Source organism: Campylobacter concisus, from assembly GCF_002913545.1.
GTDB lineage: Bacteria > Campylobacterota > Campylobacteria > Campylobacterales > Campylobacteraceae > Campylobacter_A > Campylobacter_A concisus_AV.
Window position 1 is genome coordinate 1 of record NZ_PPBR01000040.1, and the last position, 14,100, is coordinate 14,100.

At 36.2% G+C, this 14,100-nt stretch carries 12 protein-coding genes, 1 pseudogene and 1 CRISPR repeat array; of the genes and pseudogenes, 4 read left to right on the forward strand and 9 right to left on the reverse strand.

The window, feature by feature from the left end:
• Positions 1–472, forward strand: a pseudogene (locus CYP05_RS02645) (aminotransferase); the annotation flags it as partial.
• Between the two features lie 437 nt (positions 473–909).
• Here the strand turns inward: CYP05_RS02645 and CYP05_RS02650 are convergent.
• Genes CYP05_RS02650 through CYP05_RS02680 form a run of 7 tightly spaced genes read right to left on the reverse strand, consistent with a single transcriptional unit; the run spans position 910 to position 6,400 of the window.
• Positions 910–1,947, reverse strand: coding sequence for an RAMP superfamily CRISPR-associated protein (locus CYP05_RS02650; RefSeq protein WP_103641902.1), 1,038 nt, complete (start codon positions 1,945–1,947; stop codon positions 910–912).
• Positions 1,937–2,824 carry a type III-A CRISPR-associated RAMP protein Csm4 gene (gene csm4, locus CYP05_RS02655; protein ID WP_103641903.1) on the reverse strand — a complete coding sequence of 296 codons (888 nt, stop codon included), beginning with the start codon at positions 2,822–2,824 and terminating at the stop codon, positions 1,937–1,939. Before csm4 ends, CYP05_RS02650 begins: the two co-directional genes overlap by 11 nt.
• Entirely contained in the window at positions 2,824–3,462 is a 639-nt protein-coding gene (gene csm3, locus CYP05_RS02660; protein ID WP_103641904.1) for a type III-A CRISPR-associated RAMP protein Csm3, read from the reverse strand. Before csm3 ends, csm4 begins: the two co-directional genes overlap by 1 nt.
• A 9-nt stretch (positions 3,463–3,471) precedes the next feature.
• Positions 3,472–3,882 carry a type III-A CRISPR-associated protein Csm2 gene (csm2, locus tag CYP05_RS02665; RefSeq protein WP_103641905.1) on the reverse strand — a complete coding sequence of 137 codons (411 nt, stop codon included), beginning with the start codon at positions 3,880–3,882 and terminating at the stop codon, positions 3,472–3,474.
• Positions 3,879–5,387 (reverse strand): type III-A CRISPR-associated protein Cas10/Csm1, encoded by a 1,509-nt coding sequence (gene cas10 / locus CYP05_RS02670; RefSeq protein ID WP_103641906.1) that lies wholly within the window; start codon positions 5,385–5,387, stop codon positions 3,879–3,881. The genes csm2 and cas10 overlap by 4 nt, the downstream gene beginning before the upstream one ends.
• A complete protein-coding gene (gene cas6, locus CYP05_RS02675; protein ID WP_103641907.1) occupies positions 5,374–6,210 on the reverse strand; it encodes a CRISPR system precrRNA processing endoribonuclease RAMP protein Cas6 in 837 nt (278 codons plus the stop codon). The genes cas10 and cas6 overlap by 14 nt, the downstream gene beginning before the upstream one ends.
• Positions 6,191–6,400: a hypothetical protein gene (locus tag CYP05_RS02680; protein WP_141090267.1), complete on the reverse strand. Its 210-nt coding sequence runs from the start codon at positions 6,398–6,400 to the stop codon at positions 6,191–6,193. Before CYP05_RS02680 ends, cas6 begins: the two co-directional genes overlap by 20 nt.
• A gap of 427 nt (positions 6,401–6,827) precedes the next feature.
• Between CYP05_RS02680 and cas1 the strand changes: the two genes are divergently transcribed.
• The 3 genes from cas1 to CYP05_RS02695 all read left to right on the forward strand — a co-directional run bounded on the left by cas1 (position 6,828) and on the right by CYP05_RS02695 (position 12,749).
• Positions 6,828–9,062: a CRISPR-associated endonuclease Cas1 gene (gene cas1 / locus CYP05_RS02685; RefSeq protein ID WP_103641909.1), complete on the forward strand. Its 2,235-nt coding sequence runs from the start codon at positions 6,828–6,830 to the stop codon at positions 9,060–9,062.
• Entirely contained in the window at positions 9,062–9,337 is a 276-nt protein-coding gene (gene cas2 / locus CYP05_RS02690) for a CRISPR-associated endonuclease Cas2 (protein ID WP_103641910.1), read from the forward strand. The genes cas1 and cas2 overlap by 1 nt, the downstream gene beginning before the upstream one ends.
• A gap of 445 nt (positions 9,338–9,782) precedes the next feature.
• Positions 9,783–11,311: a CRISPR direct-repeat array (repeat unit 37 nt; unit sequence ATTTAAACAAATTTGACCCGATCAAGGGGATTGAAAC).
• 478 nt (positions 11,312–11,789) lie between these two features.
• Positions 11,790–12,749 (forward strand): helix-turn-helix transcriptional regulator, encoded by a 960-nt coding sequence (locus CYP05_RS02695; protein ID WP_103641911.1) that lies wholly within the window; start codon positions 11,790–11,792, stop codon positions 12,747–12,749.
• On the opposite strand, the gene CYP05_RS02700 is transcribed toward CYP05_RS02695, so the two are convergent.
• Entirely contained in the window at positions 12,746–13,429 is a 684-nt protein-coding gene (locus tag CYP05_RS02700) for a macro domain-containing protein (RefSeq protein ID WP_103641912.1), read from the reverse strand. The genes CYP05_RS02695 and CYP05_RS02700 overlap by 4 nt on opposite strands.
• Before the next feature lie 9 nt (positions 13,430–13,438).
• A complete protein-coding gene (locus tag CYP05_RS02705) occupies positions 13,439–14,059 on the reverse strand; it encodes a DUF4433 domain-containing protein (RefSeq protein WP_181001155.1) in 621 nt (206 codons plus the stop codon).
• Positions 14,060–14,100: the final 41 nt, after the last annotated feature.

Here is a 14,100-nt window from a genome sequence, read left to right on the forward strand (position 1 = left end):
TAAATTTTATGAAGCAGCTAAAAAGATAAAAACTAGGCTTTTAAATGATGACGTCATTAAAAAGCTAGGACTTAAACAAAATGAATATGAAGGCTTCGTAAAAGCTATCGATGGCCATTTAGATATAAATAGATACTACTTAGCTTTTATAAATAGAACTGAAAGCTTTAAAAAATACCTGCCAGACATAGTTAGAATTAACTATAAATGCTTAATTTATAATATAAAAACCTATATGAAAGATTGGCAAGATATGCAAGGTTTTAATAAGCTAAAGGAGCGTTATAAAACAGATAAGATCTCTCTAGCAAATGATCATATATCGTTTGGCTCACTAAAAATAACAAAGCAAGAGCTATACGATCAAGGACTTGATAAAGATTTTGGGATAGAGCAAACAAAACAACCATCAAATATAGTAGAAGCCAAAGAGCAAAATGTGAAGTCAGGATATGATAGTTTGGAGAGGTAGACTATTATGAGCTGTTATAGAAGCCAAATTATTAGCATTGCATCTTCTTAGCTGTCTCTAATCCATAAAACCATGGCAAAGCAAACATATCATCATCTAGTTTTACAGCTCTGTCTTCAGTGTAATAACACCTTTGCATGAAGACTTTTCAAAATCTTGCACTGATGAAAATTGCAGCAGATGTGCCAGCACGTCTGTGCCAGTGGCAAAAATTTTTAGGTATCTTTATGAGCCTTTTTAGAGCGTTGTTAAAATATAGACCAAATCAGAGATATTTTGTTTCTCTGAGCTTATCGATGGTCTATATCATCACTTAAAATATCTATCAAATTTTCATCGCTATGGTTTAACTCTTTTTGAGAAAGTAGATATAACTCTACTCAAAAATTTTTTAGTTCCAACTGCATTAAAAACTAGGTTGCATTGTTTTTAAAAGATCAATCCTCTTCTAAAATTTCACAAAGTAGCCATCCAAACGGCTGTTTATTGATAAGCCAAGCTGTGGTCTCCTCCTCTTGGATAGATGGTTTTCCCCTGCCTCTCATTATTTTTATCCTTCTCGCGCCATCTACCGTAACGGCTCTTGCGCCACTATGCTTTCCAACTCTCAATAAAAATTGATTATCCGTAAGTTTTAAATGCTCGTATTTCTCAATAAATTTATCAGATAGTCCTTCGCGTGTAAATTCATCCGTTTCATAGCTAAACTGAGAGGCAAATATCGGCATATAGTGAGAGTTGCAAGCTTTTATTAGCTCGTCTATGCCAAATTTATTATTTTTTATCGTAAATGTTGTTTTAAATTCGCTTTTTGAATTTATTGCCTCATATCTTACTGGTATGCCTTGACTTGCATTTTGGTCTCTTGAGGCCCTATTTCTTTTTATATTTGTAGCAACAGAAGCAAAAGTATGTGACTCTATCACCTCACTATCAGCCACTAGAAAATCACCAAAATACTCTTTTGTATCATAGCTTTTACTCTTTTTATAAAGCATTTCACCAAAAGCTGTAGCTATAGCGCCTTTTAGTGAGCTTCCTGGGATTATGGCTTTTTTTAAATTTGGAGATATAAGTGTCTTTTCGACCACTAGTTGGTTTATGACTTTTTTACCACCACCTTCTCTTTGAACTACCTTGCCTATTTTGTCATTATAGTCTTCTGCGATGTTTTTTAGTGCCTGCATTTTGTAGTAAGAGACCTTTTTTGCCAAAGAACTCTTCTCTTTTATAAATTTTTGCAGCTTCAATATGCCATCACTAGTAGTGTCTGAGGCTATTTTCATAAATTCATCTTTAGACTTATCGTCAAGTTTTTTAAAAAACTCAAATTCATCAAAAACATACATATAGTATTTATCATCCGCGCCTCTATCTATGACGTAGTTCATAGGCTCATAGGCCTCTCCAGTACCTATATGTATAGGGCTTATAGGGTTTAGTTTGATCTTATAGTTTTTAGTTTCATTGTGCATTTTTTATCTCCGTAGCTATTAGTATGCTATATCCTTGGTGCACTGTGTTTGCGTTTGTAGAGTGTCCGCTTATAGCTTTTCCTATATACTCTTTTTCGCAAATTTCATCATATATCACCACGCTACCGCTATCTGCCATTAGGAGTGGGCTTTTAAAAGGATTTGTGCTTGCAAGCCCTCCACCATGTTTGCCAAATCTAGTAAATGGCTCATAGTAAAATTCTTTTAAATTTTCATCATCTATCACGACTGGACTAAGCGTCATAAAGGCATTTGAGTTCTTTTTTACAGACACCTTCTCAAACGCTCTGTACTCAAACGCTCCTTTGCCTATGCTAGCTCTCTTGCCATATCCACTTTTAGATACAACTTCAAGCACTTTTTCTAGTTCGTCAAGTTTAAATTTATCATCTAGCAAAAAGTAGATATCTTGCTTGCTAAATTTCATCTCCATTAAAGCATAAGGCGCAAATTTACCGCTCTGATCGGTCGTAAACGTATGGTAGTTTATGGAGTTTTTGATCGTTGCATTCTTTGTTAGTTCATAGCCAGCCTCGCCACTTGTTTTAGCGTTTTTGAAATTTCCGCTTTGCAAATCCTCCATGCTAAGCCAAATTTTCTTTCTATTTTCTTTTTTTAGCTCCAAATTTTCGCCCAAAAGATGACTTGGCATGCTAGGCTTTGGAAGATATCCACCAGCAAAGCCATCAGATACTATCAAAAATGGCTTTTTGTCATAGTCGCTTAGTAGCTCATTTAGCCTATCTTCTCCAAGCCTATATCTGATCGCCCAGCAAATTTGTCCAAACAAAGTATCACCCTTTAGCGGCGTTGTGAAATTTGACTTGGGTGTTATGGTAGTTTTATAAAGTGTCATTATTCCCACCTTAAATTTGTAAATTCAACCCTTCCGTAACCTCTTGAGCCGCTACCGCCTAGATAGTCGTTTTGTAATAGCTTAAGTCCGCTCTCAACCATCTCTTTTAGCTCGTTTTCGTTGTCATTATAAGGCTCTTTTTCATCAAAAACTTTTAGTCTAATAACAAGGTCAAATTTTACTCCAGCTGGCACACGCTCGATCTGGCGAGGATGCTCGGCAGTTCCACTTTCTCTGTTGATCACGTTTTCATATTTTGCTTCGCTTAGTTTTAGCCCTTCACTCTCGCTAGACAACAAACAATCCCCAACGCTTATCCTAGTAATGCCAAATTTATTCTCTTTATCGCCAAAAATTTTTAGTAAATTTTGTGCCGCTTTTTTATCTGGCTCTGGTACTTTTTCTAAAACTTTAGAGTTAAATACTTCTCCTTCACCATATCCAACCAGCCTATTATTCCACTCTAGCAAGCTTCTCATTTTACCTTTTAGCGAGCTTCCAGGGATGTAAGGCTTACTTGTGTTTATATCTTTTATCACCTGCGAGTCTATGCCACCTATCTTCATAGTATCATCGCCGCCACCTATATGAAGTCCGCTTAAAAGCTCTATTTGTCCCTTTAAAGTTAAAATTTTCATATTCTCTCCTTATTTTTTAGCAAAGCCTATAACGGCCTCAAAAAAGAGTTTAAATACCCTTAGATCATCTTTTGTCTTTACCTGAGCTACACATTTATTTATCATCTCGACAAATTCATCACTTGAGCATTTTCTTGACTTAGAGTAAGCCGCTTTTGAATTTAGCATCTTTACAAATGGCAAAACTTCGCTGAAGTCTTCACTATTTGACTTTTGCTCTAGCTCGATTATATAGTCATAAAATGCTCTTATCTGAGTAGCTTTTGTTCTAGCAGAGACTAGATCAGCGACGCTCTTTGCTGTTTCGTCAAACAAATTTGGATTTTTCTTGTAGTCCAAAACTATCGGCGGTAAAAAGTCAGCTTGCGGTTTATTGCCGGCATTATAGTTGCCACCGCCACTTCTATTGTATCCACTCATCGTTCTCTCCTTTTATATATGTATTCACAAATAGCCATCTTGCTCTCCTTTGGATTGTTTTCTATCACATTATTTAGCATAAGAAGTAGCTCGTTCATCTCACCACCACTTTGCATATTTCTAGTAAAGCTATAGCTTAGCTTTGACTTCCACATCGTATTTTTCACATCCTCGCATACTTTTTTGCTCATCTTGCAAAGCTCAAGTAGCCTATATAAAAACGCTGTATTGTCTATATTAAATTTAGTAAATTCATCTAAAATTTGACTTCTGACATTTAGATAGCTATCCCACTTAGCAGTCTCTCCAAAGATAGTGATCGCATCTTTTCCACTCATCTCTTTTGAGCTCTCCAGCCACTTTTCACTAGTCTGCGCCAGAAAGCTTATAGGCGTAGATGGTTTTGCTAAAACGATGCCAAAAGAAATGCTTAGATCCTTTGTCTTTATAAATTTCATAAACTCTTGCCTTACAAAAACAGCAAGCTCTATCATCTGATCGTAGCTACCAACTATCAGCAGATCATCTCCTCCTGCAAAGACCGTGTAGCTATTTTCAAATTTCTCTTTCATCTTTCTTGGCACATATAAAGAGAAAAAATTATTTATCCCCTTTGAAAATGTGTCAAAATTTGCAAAGTTTTGCGTAACATCGCTATGTTTTATGAAATTTCCCATATTATCCACGTCAGCTTTTATTACAGCGATCGCATTATCTCCGCGCGATTTTTTAGCCAGATCTTCAAAATCCACTATGCTACCCGCATTTTTAGCAACGTATGATCTTATATTTTCACTTATCTCAAGATCCACATCCATAAAGTCTATGCCTATATCTTTGCTATTTATCTTCCTACTATCGCCAGCTAGCTTTTCACCAAGACGTACAAAGGCAGCACAAATTTCGCATTTATCTTTGTCGTGAGCTATCTTTCTTATATTGCAAATCCTGCAAAGAGTTTGATTTGTTATGCCATTGTCGTATGAAAGCACTGGTTCTTGCTCTTTTAAATTTAGCTTTTTAAATTTCTCTAGCTCCACAGCCTTGCTGATCTTGTCCCTTAGCTCTTTATATCGCTTAGGCTCCGTAAAGTCAGCCCTTTCGCACTCCACGCAAGATAGGCTAACACCGCTAACGCCAAAGAAATTTTTTATAAAATAAGCATTTATAACGCCTTTTATCTCTTTAAAAGCAGCTTCATCAAATTTAGAGGATAGTATCTCAAATTTACCAGCCGTGCACGATAAGATACATTTTTCATCTATGGCCAGTTTTTGGCAGATAAATTTAGCCAGGACCATCATAAAAAGCTCGCAGAATGCAGACTTTGCTCTTAGCACCTTAGCTGCGTTTTTTGAGCCTAGGTTGTCAAATATAAATTTTTGTATCCCGTAAAAGTCTCCACCTATTAAAAACATCTTATCTTGTAATATCTCATCTATACTCTTAGATCCTTGCTCCAAAGAGACAAACTCATCATTAAAATAACTGCTAAATTTGCTCATTCATATCCTCCGTTTTTATTTTTCCTAGTCCAAAAACAGTCTGCTTGCCTACGCCTATTATCTCGCCTAGCTTTAGTAGCTCCATACACTCTTTGCTAACGTCCCTCATCTCTAAAGACCCCATCAAGCCGCCAAAATTCATAGTAGTGTTTTGTCTATTGCTACGCCTAGTTAGCTCCACGTATTTTAGGTCTTTTTTGGTTATCTCACCCCTTATCTCGCACTCTAGCGCCTCGTGAGCTTTTCCAAAGAGGCCAAGCCTTCTTTGGTAAATGGAGTTTAGTATCTCTTTTAGACTTATATTGTCATTTTTTAAAAAAACATTATCTTTTTTTATCCTAAGCGGAGTTATAAATTTGACCCTGACATCGCCCACGTCACCATCAAAGCTAAATTCTCTTATATACTCTTTAGGCAGGCTTATTTTATTCTCCGCCATACACGCCTCACCATTTACAAACATATCAAATTTCTCATACCTAAGCCTATCTTTGCCAAGACCATATCTCTTTAACATCATATATGCTGCAGAGGCGATATATGGTAGTTTTTCGCACGCACTTTCTAGCAAAACTATGCCAAAGTCATACACTTTAGCCCCTAACTCAAAGTCTAGTCTATATCTATGATAGCTATTTTTCTTCTCATAAAAGTCGTAGTATAAACAACTCTCATTTGCAAAGCACTCGTCGCACTTATGGGCGTGATTTATACAGCTTACGCTTTTTAGCGCATACCCAAAGGCTCCTCGCACCTGCGAGCCGATAAAAAATGGCAGCTTTTGTGACGGCTCAAATTTCACTCTAAGCTCGGCATACCTCATCTAAACTCCTTATCTTCACATAGTCTAAAACCGTGCCCACCATGCTCTTTTTTAGAGCATTTTTTCTATTTATTTTAAGTTTGGGGATAAATTTATTAAGCTCTGGTAGTTTTATCAGCACGCCAAGACTATCTTTTGCTGCCCTTATATCGCTAGAAAAGGTTAAAATCATATTAGTTTCATTATTCACTTCAATGCTCAATTTTAAAATTATCTTATTATATATAATTTAAAGGCAAATGTTTATATTTTTTAGATTTTTATTTAAAAATTATTATTTTTTATATATTTGTGCATACCTTCATCACTCTTGTTTTTAGTTTAAATTTCCATCTTTTTGGCTAAAATTTAGAAAATTCGTGATTTTAAAGATATTTAAGATAGGTTCTTTTACTTATCATTGTTAAATTTGACCCGATTTAGGGGATTGAAACACTACATTGTAGTAGCCTCTGTTTGAAGGTATGTAGTTCAATGAATTTAAACAAATTTGACCCGATCAAGGGGATTGAAACTTAAATGGGTTTATCGCCCACACGCTCTTAAGATATTTAAACAAATTTGACCCGCTCCAGGGGATATAGCGACCCATACCACACTTAAAAGGTAAATTCAAAATGTTTACTAAAAATCTAGAACACATATTTACAAAAGATGCTTTAAGCTCCGCATTTGACGAAATTTCTGCAAATTCTTTGGGTTTAGACGAGATCTCATATGCTGATTTTAAAAAGAAATTTGACGAAAACGCAGATCATCTCATACGATCACTATTAAATGGCACCTACACGCCAGAGCCGCTAAGAAAGATCAACATCCCAAAAGAAAATCGCAATGGCGTAAGACCCATAGGCATATCCTCTATAAAAGACAAACTAGTTCAAAAAGTCCTATACTCAGAGCTTAGTCCATACTTCGACGAGACGTTTTTATCAAATTCCTACGCTTACCGCCCACACAAATCCACCTACAAAGCCATAAATAGAACCAGCAGCTTCATAAACGAAAATGACTGCTGGATACTAAAAGCCGACGTAAAAGACTTTTTCGAGTCGGTAAATCACTCCAAGCTACTACAAATTTTGCAAAAACACATAAAAGACACAAAGATCATAAACCTTATCTCACTCTTTTTAAAAACCGGCGGATTTTTAAAGCGCGATTTTAAAGAGCATAAAATCGGCGTAAACCAAGGCGATATACTATCTCCAATGCTATCAAACATCTATCTTGATCTCATGGATAGGTTTATAAGCAAGACTACGGATAAATTTGTCAGATACGCAGATGACTTTATCGTATGCTTTGCAGAACAAGACGAAGCGACCGAATTTGAGCAAAAGCTAGATGACTTTTTAAAACTACTAAATTTATCTCTCAACAAAGAAAAAACCAAAGTCGTAAACGTAAACGACGGTTTTGTCTTCTTGGGCGTTCGCTTCTTTGGTAAAAACCGCTGCGTAGATAACGACAAAATTCAAAAGATCATCTCAAATTTACACTCCGCAAGCAAAGAAAAGTCAAATTTCATAGACTATATCGACGAGATAAACGCCATCTTGCTTACGCTTAAAAACTACTATCTAAAGATCATACCACTAAACTCACCGCAGATAACGCAGATAAAAGAGCACCTCATAGACTCTTTAGCCCAAAAGATCGCCCTATACAAGCAAAACAAAAGTATAAATTCAAAAAAAGAGTTTGCCCTCTATCTTGAAAAGATCGACTTTGGAGTATTGTTTGGTCAAAACGAGATAAAAGACAAGATAACCCTAGCCATAACAAAAGGCTACGACAAATACCTATCTCAAAAAAGCTACGAAAACGAGCCCCGCAAGATAAACCAAAAGAGAAATTTCTACGCCACCAAGATCGCCTCCGACTCAACACTCCATATAAATCAAATAGGCGTCTTTCTAGGCCTTAGCAAAAATAAATTTACTATAAAGCAATACGGCAAAATTTACAAAGAATTTCCCATCTCTAAAATTTCTCGCATCATCGTTGATAGCGAGTATATCTCACTATCTTCTGCAGTGATATGGCGCTGCGCAAGAGAAAAGATCCATATCGACTTTATAGACAAGCACTACGTCCCATACGCTACCTTGCTAGCCTACAACAGCACCTCCACACAGACTGCACACAAACAAGCCATGCTCCTAAACACGCCAGCCCAGCTATATCTCGCCACCTCTTTTATCGAGGCAAAGATAAGAAACCAAACCAACTATCTAAAATACCTAAACAAATACCATAAATTTCTAACTCCAAATATCCTAAAACTAGAAAACATCTTAGAAAGAAAGCTAAAATACGTCAAAAACACAAACGAGCTCATGGGCTTTGAGGGCTCGGCTGCTGCTATCTACTGGGACGGCATAAAGAGCATACTACCACTAGAATTTGAAAAGCGCATAACATTTGGCGCCAAAGACATCGTAAATTCCTCACTAAACTACGCCTACGCCATACTCTACTCCAAGGTTCAAGAGTGCCTATATCTAGCAGGTCTTAGCCTACATATCTCGTTTTTGCATGCGCTTGATAGCACGAAGCCAACCTTAGTCTTTGACATGATAGAGCAGTTTAGAACATTTATGGTAGATAGGGTCATAGTCTCGATGCTAAACAAAGATGAGCCCATCTCACTAAACAAAGAGGGGCTTCTCACCGACGCTTCTAAAAAGCTCATAGCGCAAAACATGAAAGAAAAACTCGGCAGCTACACTATGTGGAAAAAGCAGTCATGCAAATGTGAAAACATAATCATGCAAGAGTGCTACGACCTAGCTCGCTTCATAAACGGCGAGAGCAAAAGTTATAGACCTTTTGTGGGAAAATTCTAATGAAATTTGTAATAGCCTACGACATACAAAGCGATAAAAATCGCAAAAAACTCTCAGATATCCTTGAAGGCATCGGCTACCGCGTAAATTTTAGCGTCTTTGAGTGCGAGCTAAACGAAACCAAGCTCAAAAAACTGATAAAATCCGCCAAAGCATTGCTAAACGTCAAAACAGATAGCTTGAGATTTTACCGACTATGCGAAAACTGCGTAGGCAAAAGCTTTGAGCTATGCGATAAATCAGGCATCTTTGAGATGCAAGAGCTCTTTGTCTAGCTTATGTCGTTCTTAAATTTCTATTGGATTTTTGATTTGCGAACTTTTTTAGCTGAAATTTGACCCTTTTTGGCTAAAATCTCGCGAAATAGGTTCGCAAATCTAGTTTTTTCAAAATATCTCTCATACATTTGCGAACTTTTAGTTATGGCTAAGTTTAGGATAGCCTATTTTAGGACCTTGCGAAACTTATATACCGCTTAAAGTTCGCAAACCTATAAAATTTGAAATTTTTAAAAGAGACTTGCGAACTTTTTTAAGATGACAAATGCCTAATTTTATGGGTTCTTTCACTTATTATTGTTAATTTTATGGAGTTAGTATTTTTAAATACCCATACATTTGCGAACTTTTTTGAGCTTTTCGCGAATTTTTAGGTATCTTTAAAGCCAGTTTCTTAAATAATTTTGCTAATTTTTCCTTTGCAAAAATAGTCTTTTAGGCTATTTAAACAAATTTGACCCGATCAAGGGGATTGAAACATAATAATATTCGATGCCCCAATTTGCGACATCATATTTAAACAAATTTGACCCGATCAAGGGGATTGAAACTTTTGAGCCTCTAAATAGCTTGGATAAAATGCCCAATATATTTAAACAAATTTGACCCGATCAAGGGGATTGAAACGAAACATGTTCCACCAAAAAATCCGGTTGTCCTTGGACATTAAGTATTTAAACAAATTTGACCCGATCAAGGGGATTGAAACGTTAGTGGTGCTAACGAATGTGTAGCTACCGCCAAAGATTTAAACAAATTTGACCCGATCAAGGGGATTGAAACGTTCTCATGTCCTGAAGCTGCAAGCTTCTTAGCTCCTTCAAATTTAAACAAATTTGACCCGATCAAGGGGATTGAAACACCCTTTAGCTGATGTATCTTGAACCTCAATCTCAAGAACATATTTAAACAAATTTGACCCGATCAAGGGGATTGAAACGTTATAACGCTCAAGGGAAATTATATCCCCTAGTTTTACATTTAAACAAATTTGACCCGATCAAGGGGATTGAAACTAGAATTCTAGATCGAATTCTTTAACCTCTTTTTCTCCAAATTTAAACAAATTTGACCCGATCAAGGGGATTGAAACACCATAGATAGGTCTCTCAATACTGAAACCTAAGCCATATTTAAACAAATTTGACCCGATCAAGGGGATTGAAACAAGACGAATATCTTTAGACTCATAGGTTTTACCCCATTTAAACAAATTTGACCCGATCAAGGGGATTGAAACCTTAAAGATGCTAATGTTACCTCAGCTAGAGTGCTAGGATTTAAACAAATTTGACCCGATCAAGGGGATTGAAACTCAAATGGATAAGATAGTATTGGTGCTACGTTTAATTTAAACAAATTTGACCCGATCTAGGGGATTGAAACAAAGCTGGAGCATAGCACCAGTAGACATCGTTAATCAAATTTAAACAAATTTGACCCGATCAAGGGGATTGAAACAACTCTGGATGGAATCTCTCTCTCATAAAATTCGATTTAAACAAATTTGACCCGATCAAGGGGATTGAAACCATGTCATAATATGACACATCACTAATATTACGGACTATTTAAACAAATTTGACCCGATCAAGGGGATTGAAACAATTTTACTGATGTTCTCATTCTTAATCCTTTTTAAAATTTAAACAAATTTGACCCGAACAAGGGGATTGAAACTAGATTGCAGACGTTCCCAGTCTGTCAATTTTCTTATTTAAACAAATTTGACCCGATTTAGGGGATTGAAACTCAAATGGATAAGATAGTATTGGTGCTACGTTTAATTTAAACAAATTTGACCCGATCTAGGGGATTGAAACTCGTGAGTAAATATACCAGGGTATACTTCGACGTTCACATTTAAACAAATTCGACCCGATCAAGGGGATTGAAACTGGAAATATTTGCAGTATGCCTCAACTATCTCACCTATTTAAACAAATTTGACCCGATCAAGGGGACTAATGAAATTTGGTAAAGTGTAGGTAGTGGCTTATATTGTTATTTGTAAAAATAAATGAGTGGTGCTTATATGCGTTTATTGGATAAATTTAAGTAAGAACAGATTGACTTAGATTTATGAAAAACTACAATAAAGATAGGTTTTTGTGATTTGCGTAGATAAATAAAAGCTACGAAAACGAGCCATGAATTTTGCTTCATGGCTGCATGGGCCAACTATTTAGAAGTTGGCTTCATGCGAAATGTACCCTTAGTGGTTTGGACTTTGGTGTAGCCACCAAAGCTTTGACCCACCTTTTGGTGAGCGCGAGCAGATGAGTAAGACCTGCTTGAAGATGATGAAGAATAAGAACGTGAATAACCTTTTGCCATTTTGGCCCCTTTGTATTGAATTATTTTGTTTTGTTGGGAGAATTATAAAAGAGTGTATGGACATATTGTGTATAATTCATAAAAAACTTTAGAGAATATAAAGGATAAAGTAATGGACGCCCAAACCAGGATACTATGGCTACTTAAAAAGCTAAATCGTGGCGAGATAATCGACACTGCACAAGACGAGCTCTGGGTAAATGAAAAAGATGAGACCCCAAGGCTAAACTATAAAACAATAAGACGAGACTTTGATGCTATAAAAAGTGTATTTGGTGAGATAGAGATAAAGCGAACAGATCCTGGCTGCTACCAGGCTATCAATACAAATTTACTTGATGATTTGCTCGATGAGAGAAAGAGAAATGTCCTAAAGATAATCTACACGATGCTTGCCAAAAACTCTCAAAAATTTAACGAAACCAGCAAGAAAACGGCTATATCTCAAGCTATAAACGAGTCTTTGGGCGTTTATGACTTTATCACAAGTCCGATCGAGACAGAGCTAGATAAAAGCGTCATCAAAACGCTAGAAGATGCGATACGCTACCGCAAAAAACTTGCGATAGAATATACCCCGACAAATAGGTCTGATAGCAAGAAATTTAAAGAAGTGAAACCATATAAAATTTTGCTAATCAACGAAAATTTGTATCTGGCAAATAGCAACAACGAGTATGATTTTTCACTTTTTAGGATAGCTGGGATAGTAAATTTAGAGGTTATCAAGGGCGAAACGTTTAATCACGACTATAACATAGATGATTTTATAAAAAACATCCAGACACCATTTGCGGTCTTTTCTCATGAGTGGAGAAGCTCACTTATAGAAGTACGGCTTGAGATCAGCCCAAAAAAGGCCTTTTTGTTTGAGAGAAAAAACTTTTTTAGCTCACAAAAGATAATAGAGCGAAAGCCAGACGGGGCGATCGTAGTTAGCTATCATTTTACGGACCTTAAGGAGATAGAGTTTTTCATAATGGAATTTTTGGGATACGTTAAAATTTTAGCCCCAGTGGAGCTAAAACAAAAGATCATAAAAAAGATAGAAGAAGGTAAAAATTTACTCTAAAATAGCCTTTGAGGCATGCTTTTAACCAGTCTAAAACATGCCTCAAGGGACTTATCACCTATGCCGGGAGCTTTTAGTAAAGAGCTTAGCGAGTGATATAGTCCGCTATCTATCGCATCTTTGATAGCTTGAAATCTTATATTTTTTACACCTAGGACTTTGGTTTGCCTTTTTAGCTCGTTGATATCAAAATTTAGTGCAAAGTCATCATACAAATCATCACTTGCATTTTCATCAAATTCCCAAATTTCGCACTCTATATTTAAAGGCTCTAAAAATTTCATCATCAAATTTATAACTTCGTCTTTATTAAGTCCGCCATTTGCAGCGCCAAGAAGCGGAAATGCGACACTATCGATATTTTTGCTCGCATAGGTATTTGCAAATTTTTCAAGGCCAGCTTTGATGTAGCTCATTTTTGATGGATCTCTCCAGTGCTTTTTGGTAGGGAAATTTAACACTTGTCGTCCATCGCTTGCTTTATATAGCCATAGCTTGCCTATATCTATTTTATTTGGATTATCCTCACTACAAAGCTCGACATATCGCGCAAACATCTCAGGATAGCGAAGTCTAAACTCATAGGCTATACCAGCACCCATGACGCCTACGCAGTTAATTGTATTTACGATAGTGCCTGCTTTGGTGTTAAATATATTTCCATTTTTTAGAGTTACCATTTTTTATCCTTAGAAAAATTTAGCTGGATCAACTATGACGTTGATATTATACATTTTAAGATCACCAGCTAGTTGCTCTTCGATAGCTTTTTTGCTAACTTGATCTTTAACATATATAGAGCGCATGTAGCGACTATAAACTACATCATTGATCAAAATTTCTGCCATCATTTTTTGTTTGATATCATCATATCTAATGCCATTATTGCACCATCTTTGAGAAAAAACCTCATTGAAATTTATGAAATTTGTATTTTGCAAGTCTGGCAAATATTTACTAAATTTGGCCTCATCTGCAGACGCATTGCGATTTGATATCAAAAAATCACCTTGGTGATCTTTGATAACACGAACATCAAATCCTAAAATGATAACACGGGCATTGTTTCTATTTTTATAAAGCATAGCATTGCGAGGATTAAAATAAAATGGGACATAGTCGTGAATTTTATGTCCATATATGTGCTCAACCTTTTCGCGTTTTGCATTAACCTCTTGGTTGCTAATATCTACTTGCCTGTAGGAGTTGTAGTGATTTTGCAAGCCATGTAATAAGATATTTTTCAAGTTGTTAGAGTCTGTCATATGAAAAATTTCGCTCATGCCGTCTAAGAAAGTTTGGTTGCTCATTATAACCTCCGTTATTTTTTCGGAGATTATAAGGGGCATGA

What these genes read in the sequence shown, in the direction of transcription:
- CYP05_RS02705 (WP_181001155.1), bottom strand. Translation starts at nt 14,059, where the DNA reads ATGAGCAACCAAACTTTCTTAGACGGCATGAGCGAAATTTTTCATATG.
- cas6 (WP_103641907.1), bottom strand. Translation starts at nt 6,210, where the DNA reads ATGAGGTATGCCGAGCTTAGAGTGAAATTTGAGCCGTCACAAAAGCTG.
- CYP05_RS02700 (WP_103641912.1), bottom strand. Translation starts at nt 13,429, where the DNA reads ATGGTAACTCTAAAAAATGGAAATATATTTAACACCAAAGCAGGCACT.
- cas2 (WP_103641910.1), top strand. Translation starts at nt 9,062, where the DNA reads ATGAAATTTGTAATAGCCTACGACATACAAAGCGATAAAAATCGCAAA.
- csm3 (WP_103641904.1), bottom strand. Translation starts at nt 3,462, where the DNA reads ATGAAAATTTTAACTTTAAAGGGACAAATAGAGCTTTTAAGCGGACTT.
- csm4 (WP_103641903.1), bottom strand. Translation starts at nt 2,824, where the DNA reads ATGACACTTTATAAAACTACCATAACACCCAAGTCAAATTTCACAACG.
- cas1 (WP_103641909.1), top strand. Translation starts at nt 6,828, where the DNA reads ATGTTTACTAAAAATCTAGAACACATATTTACAAAAGATGCTTTAAGC.
- CYP05_RS02650 (WP_103641902.1), bottom strand. Translation starts at nt 1,947, where the DNA reads ATGCACAATGAAACTAAAAACTATAAGATCAAACTAAACCCTATAAGC.
- CYP05_RS02695 (WP_103641911.1), top strand. Translation starts at nt 11,790, where the DNA reads ATGGACGCCCAAACCAGGATACTATGGCTACTTAAAAAGCTAAATCGT.
- csm2 (WP_103641905.1), bottom strand. Translation starts at nt 3,882, where the DNA reads ATGAGTGGATACAATAGAAGTGGCGGTGGCAACTATAATGCCGGCAAT.
- cas10 (WP_103641906.1), bottom strand. Translation starts at nt 5,387, where the DNA reads ATGAGCAAATTTAGCAGTTATTTTAATGATGAGTTTGTCTCTTTGGAG.